This is a genomic window from Bacillus cereus group sp. BfR-BA-01441, from assembly GCF_022663075.1.
Lineage (GTDB): Bacteria > Bacillota > Bacilli > Bacillales > Bacillaceae_G > Bacillus_A > Bacillus_A cereus.
The window spans coordinates 24225-30435 of record NZ_JAKUEU010000062.1 but is presented as its reverse complement, the minus strand read 5'-3'; the positions used below and the strand labels follow the sequence as shown (position 1 = coordinate 30435).

The following is a 6211-nucleotide window of genomic DNA, read 5'->3' as shown; positions in this document are numbered from 1 at the left end:
AATAAACAGGAAACAACATGAAAATAACGAATATACTATATACTAAGTTCAAGGTTGTATAGTATATGGTGATCGGGTGATGACATATGATTTATGTAGAAAAAGTCATTATTGTAGAAGGTACATCAGATAGAAGAAAGATTGAATCTATTATTCGTGAACCGGTGGAAATTGTTTGTACAAATGGTACAATTGGTTTGTCGAAAATGGATGAGCTCGTTGATCAGTTTTTTGATAAGGAAGTGTATGTGCTAGTGGATGCTGATGATGCTGGAGAAAAGTTAAGGAAACAATTTCGAAAAGAATTCCCGCAAGCCGAGCATATCTATATTGATCGCTCGTACCGAGAAGTGGCAACTGCGCCATCTACACACTTAGCAAATGTATTATGGGGAGCCGACATTGACGTTTATACAGAATATTTACGGTAAGGAATGATAGAAGTGATTGATTGGACAGGAGCCGAAGCTACAGCCCTAATAGAGAACGAAGAAAAAACAGTATTATATGTATATACTCCAATGTGTGGAACATGCCAATTAGCAAAAAAGATGTTAACAGTGGTTGAGATGACAATTGAAGATTTGAAAATTGGGATGTTAGATTTAAATTATGCTCCGCATTTAGCGAAAGAGTATGGGATTGAAAGTGTACCTTGTTTACTTGTTTTTGAAAATGGGACACTGATGAAGAAGATATACGCATTTCATTCGGTTGAATATTTATATACGGAATTAAAGTAGGCGGCAAAATTTTTGCCGCCTCGACATATTTCTTGGGAAATATGTCGAGATGCAGGATGGATACAGTATTTGTCGAGCGAAAATAACAGGATTGCTCTTTAGTGAGAGGGAATGGTATGTAATAGAAAGTGATATGAAGGATGTGATTTAGGGTGAGATTATATTCTTTGCTTCAATCATTTGTAAATTACGCTAATGGTCAATATCATTTAGAACCGCTTTTAAGACAAGAAGAAAAAACTGTTAATTTTCGCTTTGGAGATGAAAGTTGTTCGTTACAAATTTCAAGAGATTATATAGAGCTACTACATGAGGAAAGAGGAACGGAACAAATCATTTGCTTAGATGAAAAGGATATAGAACAATTGGTGAATGGAAATGTACGATTGCAAATGCTAATGAATGATGGACGTGTACAATATTCGGGAACGTACCGAACGATGTTATTAGTGGAATCGATGTTTCATATATGTAAACCGATGTCAGTAGGTGCTTAAAATTCTGAAGTTTCATTTTTTGCGAAAATTTCTGTTGACATGGTGAGTGTATATTGATACAATTCAAGTCATAAAATATAGACAATTTCATAAATTTCAAATCAGACGAAAATTGAATCTGATTTCTCTTATCAAGAGAGGTGGAGGGACTGTGCCCTGTGAAGCCCGGCAACCGTCAACTTATGTTGAAATGGTGCCAATTCCTGCAAAGCAAATGCTTTGAGAGATGAGAGAGAGGGATAATGTTGTTATATACGCATAAAAACCTTTCTGCTTCTCTAAAGCAGAAAGGTTTTTTTATTGTTTGAATGTGGAGGACATTCAAATAATAAAAGTAATGAGAACGGTGGACTACACGCATCAAAAATAAAAAATTGCGGAGTCGACCTGAAATCTTTATGAAATCTAGCTCCAGCGGCTAGAACAGTCGGTCGTTTCATCCCTTCCTATGAGGCAAAAAGCGCCTCTACGTCAGGGATTCAAACGCCCTCTTGTTCTAAACGAGCCGCTTGCGCTTTTTATTTAAAAAAGGGGTGATACACCATGATTCTATTAGAGAATGTAAAGAAAATATATAAAGCAAAAAGCGGTGATGTCACTGCTGTAGATAATGCCAATTTAAAAATAGATAAAGGTGAAATATTTGGTGTTATCGGATATAGTGGCGCTGGAAAAAGTTCTTTAATTAGATTGTTCAATCAGTTGGAGAAACCAACTTCTGGCCAAATTACAATTGCAAATCGTGTCATTTCAGCAATTACAGGAAGTGAACTTCGTAAGGCAAGGCAAGAAATCGGAATGATTTTTCAGCACTTCAACTTACTTTGGTCACGAACTGTACGTGAAAATATAGAGTTTCCACTTGAAATTGCAGGTGTTGATAAAGCGAAGAGAAGAAAACGTGTTGATGAATTAATTCATCTTGTTGGATTAGAAGGAAGAGGAGACGCGTACCCATCTCAGCTGAGCGGGGGACAAAAGCAACGCGTTGGGATCGCAAGAGCATTAGCTAACAACCCACAAGTACTTTTATGTGATGAAGCGACGTCAGCTCTTGATCCAGAAACGACAGATCAAATTTTAGATTTACTATTAGATATTAATAAGCGTCTCGGCTTAACAATTGTACTTATTACACATGAGATGCACGTAATTCGAAAGATTTGTAATCGTGTTGCGGTAATGGAGAAAGGAAAGATTGTAGAAACAGGTCCAGTACTTGATGTATTCCGTAATCCGAAGCAAGATATTACGAAACGATTTGTACAGCAGTTAACGGATTCTGAAGATACAAATGAAACGATTGAAAGTTTAATTGAAAAATATCCAGATGGAAAAGTAATTCGTTTGCAGTTTATCGGTGAGGCTGTAGAAAGACCAGTGCTTCAACGATTGATGCAACGCAGTGATATAGAAGTTAGCATTTTGCAAGGAAATATCGCACAAACGAATAACGGTTCTTACGGTAGTTTAGTTGTTCATTTAAATGGTGAGGAAACAGCGATCCAGCAAGCAATAGAAGGAATTCATCAAGATCAAGTAGAGCTGGAGGTGATTGCACATGGATAAGTTACTCACAAATGTTGATTGGAATCAAATGTTAGAAGCAACTGGTGAAACGTTATATATGACGGCAATCGCAGCTCTTGCGACATTTGTTTTAGGACTCATTTTAGGATTGTTACTCTTCATGACAGCAAAAGATAATTTATGGGAAAACAAATCAATTAATACGGTGATTGGAGCATTCGTAAATATATTCCGTTCTATACCATTCATCATTTTAATTATTTTATTAATCCCATTCACAAAGATTCTTCTTGGAACAATTCTTGGAGCAAGTGCAGCTTTGCCGGCTTTAATTATTGGAGCGGCACCATTCTACGCGAGAATGGTTGAAATCGCACTTCGCGAAATTGATAAAGGTGTAATTGAAGCTTCAAAAGCAATGGGAGCAAAAACAAGCACAATTATTTTGAAAGTGTTAATTCCAGAATCGTTACCAGCATTAGTATCTGGTATTACGGTTACGACAATTGCTTTAGTAGGCTATACAGCAATGGCAGGAGTTGTTGGTGCTGGTGGCCTTGGAACACTTGCTTACTTAGAAGGATTCCAAAGAGGGAATAACGATGTAACAATCGTTGCGACAATTTGTGTATTACTAGTTGTATTTTTAATTCAGTGGATTGGTGATAGTTTAACGACTCGAATAGATAAACGATAATAAAAAACGGGAGGATGTTTCAAATGAAAAAATTATTACTTACGGCACTTATTTCAACTTCAATTTTTGGATTAGCTGCTTGTGGCGGGAAAGATAAAGATGAAAAGAAACTTGTTGTTGGTGCTTCTAACGTACCGCACGCTGTTATTTTAGAAAAGGCAAAACCGTTACTTGAGAAAAAAGGAATTGAGTTAGAAATTAAAAAATTCCAAGATTACGTATTGCCAAATAAATCGTTAGCGGATAAGGAATTAGATGCAAACTACTTCCAGCATATTCCGTATTTAGAAAAAGAAATTAAAGATAAAAAGTATGACTTTGAAGTAGCAGGAAAAATTCATTTAGAACCAATTGGTGTGTACTCTCAAAAGTATAAGAGCTTAAAAGAGCTTCCGGACGGAGCGACAATTATTATGAGTAATTCAGTTGCTGACCATGGACGTGGTTTAGCAATTTTACAAAAAGAAGGTATTTTAAAAATTAAAGACGGAATAGATCCAGTTAAAGCAACTCCAAAAGATATTGCAGATAATCCGAAAAATTTAAAATTCAAAACGGATATCGAGCCTGGTTTATTGCCACAAGTGTATAACAATAAAGAAGGCGACGCTGTTTTAATTAACTCTAACTATGCAATTGATGCAAAGTTAAATCCGGAAAAAGATGCAATTGCAATTGAAGGAAATGATTCACCATACGCAAACATAGTAGCTGTTCGTAAAGGCGATAAAGATAAGAAAGAGATTAAAGCTCTTGTAGAAGTATTGCATTCTAAAGAAATTGAAGACTTCATTAATAAAGAATATAAAGGGGCGGTTGTTCCTGTAAAAGAATAATTGCTGAAAAGGGCTGGTGTATGCCGGCTCTTTTTATAACTATATAACTATTGGGGAGAAGGGGAAAGCATATGAAAAAGGTTCTACTGTCAATTGTTACAGCGTTGTCTGTATTTACATTAGCTGCTTGCGGAGGAAAAGAGGAGAATAAGCTTGTTGTGGGAGCTTCTAACGTGCCACACGCTGTTATTTTAGAAAAGGCACAGCCGATTTTAGAGAAAAAGGGTATTAAATTAGAAATTAAAAAATTCCAAGATTATGTGTTGCCGAATAAGGCTTTAGCGGATAAAGAAATTGATGCGAACTACTTCCAGCACATTCCTTACTTAGATAAAGAAATTCAAGAAAAGGGATATAAAATTGTAAACGCAGGAAAAATCCATTTAGAACCTATGGGCATTTATTCTAAGAAATATAAAAGCTTAAAAGACTTACCAGATGGCGGAACAGTGATTATGAGTAATAACGTAGCGGAGCGAGGCCGTATGTTAGCATTGTTACAAAAAGGTGGCGTTATTAAATTAAAAGACGGAGTAGATGTTGTTAAAGCAACAGTAAAAGATGTTGTAGAAAACCCGAAAAACTTAAAATTTAAAACAGATGTTGAACCTGGACTTTCACCGAAATTGTATGAAAATAATGAGGGAGATGCTTTATTTATTAATTCAAACTATGCAATTGATGCAAAATTAAATCCAACAAAGGATGCAATTGCGATTGAAGGATCAGACTCTCCGTATGCAAACATCATTGCAGTTCGTAAAGGTGATGAGAAGAAAAAAGAAATTAAAGAGCTAGTAGAAGTGCTACATTCAAAAGAAATTCAAGATTTTATTAATAAAGAATATAAAGGTGCTGTACTTCCGATAAGTGAATAAATATAAGGAAAGGGCTGGAAAATTACCAGTCCTTTTTTCTTTATATAAATAAGAAGAAAGGTGTATCATAGAAAGATGTGAAGGAAATACTTATATACATTTGTGAAAAAACGGTTACTTTTTTTCGGCGTTTGCGATATCATTTTATTTGATATAAAATTAGAATGAGAATAAAATGAGAATATGAACGTTTTAGGAATTTTTAAAATGTATATATAGGATTAATGGAGGTATTGAGATGGCTGGTTCTACATTAACGGTTAAAGACTTACACGTATCAATTGATGGCAAAGAAATTTTAAAGGGTGTAAACCTTGAAGTAAAAGGTGGAGAAATCCACGCAATTATGGGACCTAACGGAACAGGTAAATCAACTTTATCTTCTGCAATTATGGGTCACCCAAAGTATGAAGTAACAGAAGGTAGCATCATCATCGACGGTGAAGATGTATTAGAAATGGAAGTAGACGAGCGCGCACAAGCGGGTCTATTCCTAGCAATGCAATATCCAAGTGAAATTAGCGGAGTAACAAACGCTGACTTCTTACGTTCTGCAATTAATGCACGTCGTGAAGAAGGCGATGAAATTTCTCTTATGAAATTTATCCGTACATTAGATAAAAACATGGAATTCCTAGAAATGGATCCAGAAATGGCACAACGTTACTTAAACGAAGGTTTCTCTGGTGGAGAGAAAAAACGTAACGAAATTCTTCAATTAATGATGATTGAGCCAAAAATCGCAATCTTAGATGAAATTGACTCAGGTCTTGATATCGATGCATTAAAAGTTGTATCTAAAGGTATTAACGAAATGCGCGGCGAAGAGTTCGGTTGCCTAATGATTACGCATTACCAACGTTTATTAAACTACATCACTCCAGACTTCGTTCACGTTATGATGAACGGTCGTATCGTTAAATCTGGTGGCCCTGAGCTTGCACAACGTCTAGAAGCTGAAGGTTACGACTGGATTAAAAAAGAATTAGGTATTGAAGACGAAACAACAGAGCAAGAAGCGTAAGAGAGG

At 35.8% G+C, this 6211-nt stretch carries 8 protein-coding genes and 1 riboswitch; all 8 genes read left to right on the top strand.

From position 1 onward, the window contains the following. The first annotated feature begins 86 nt into the window (after nt 1-86). The 8 genes from MR107_RS21695 to sufC all read left to right on the top strand — a co-directional run bounded on the left by MR107_RS21695 (nt 87) and on the right by sufC (nt 6205). Entirely contained in the window at nt 87-431 is a 345-nt protein-coding gene (locus tag MR107_RS21695; protein ID WP_000640870.1) for a toprim domain-containing protein, read from the top strand. 3 nt (nt 432-434) lie between these two features. Continuing rightward, entirely contained in the window at nt 435-743 is a 309-nt protein-coding gene (locus tag MR107_RS21690) for a thioredoxin family protein (protein ID WP_002008881.1), read from the top strand. 152 nt (nt 744-895) lie between these two features. Then, complete coding sequence (locus tag MR107_RS21685) at nt 896-1240, top strand: hypothetical protein (protein ID WP_001242138.1); 345 nt, start codon at nt 896-898, stop codon at nt 1238-1240. A gap of 125 nt (nt 1241-1365) precedes the next feature. After that, nucleotides 1366-1473, top strand: a riboswitch (SAM riboswitch). 310 nt (nt 1474-1783) lie between these two features. Beyond that, nucleotides 1784-2809, top strand: a complete 1026-nt coding sequence (locus tag MR107_RS21680) for a methionine ABC transporter ATP-binding protein (RefSeq protein ID WP_000601754.1) — start codon at nt 1784-1786, stop codon at nt 2807-2809. Beyond that, a complete protein-coding gene (locus MR107_RS21675) occupies nt 2802-3467 on the top strand; it encodes a methionine ABC transporter permease (RefSeq protein WP_000359557.1) in 666 nt (221 codons plus the stop codon). The genes MR107_RS21680 and MR107_RS21675 overlap by 8 nt, the downstream gene beginning before the upstream one ends. Before the next feature lie 23 nt (nt 3468-3490). Further along, entirely contained in the window at nt 3491-4303 is an 813-nt protein-coding gene (gene metQ, locus MR107_RS21670) for a methionine ABC transporter substrate-binding lipoprotein MetQ (protein WP_063537946.1), read from the top strand. 71 nt (nt 4304-4374) lie between these two features. Further along, a complete protein-coding gene (metQ, locus tag MR107_RS21665; RefSeq protein ID WP_078403712.1) occupies nt 4375-5181 on the top strand; it encodes a methionine ABC transporter substrate-binding lipoprotein MetQ in 807 nt (268 codons plus the stop codon). Between the two features lie 238 nt (nt 5182-5419). Next, on the top strand, nt 5420-6205 hold the full coding sequence (gene sufC / locus MR107_RS21660) for a Fe-S cluster assembly ATPase SufC (protein WP_000929160.1): 786 nt from the start codon (nt 5420-5422) through the stop codon (nt 6203-6205). Nucleotides 6206-6211: the final 6 nt, after the last annotated feature.

Bases quoted from the DNA above. Each gene is read 5' to 3' on its own strand.
- MR107_RS21695 (WP_000640870.1), top strand. From the start codon at position 87: ATGATTTATGTAGAAAAAGTCATTATTGTAGAAGGTACATCAGATAGA.
- MR107_RS21690 (WP_002008881.1), top strand. From the start codon at position 435: ATGATAGAAGTGATTGATTGGACAGGAGCCGAAGCTACAGCCCTAATA.
- MR107_RS21680 (WP_000601754.1), top strand. From the start codon at position 1,784: ATGATTCTATTAGAGAATGTAAAGAAAATATATAAAGCAAAAAGCGGT.
- MR107_RS21675 (WP_000359557.1), top strand. From the start codon at position 2,802: ATGGATAAGTTACTCACAAATGTTGATTGGAATCAAATGTTAGAAGCA.
- metQ (WP_063537946.1), top strand. From the start codon at position 3,491: ATGAAAAAATTATTACTTACGGCACTTATTTCAACTTCAATTTTTGGA.
- metQ (WP_078403712.1), top strand. From the start codon at position 4,375: ATGAAAAAGGTTCTACTGTCAATTGTTACAGCGTTGTCTGTATTTACA.
- sufC (WP_000929160.1), top strand. From the start codon at position 5,420: ATGGCTGGTTCTACATTAACGGTTAAAGACTTACACGTATCAATTGAT.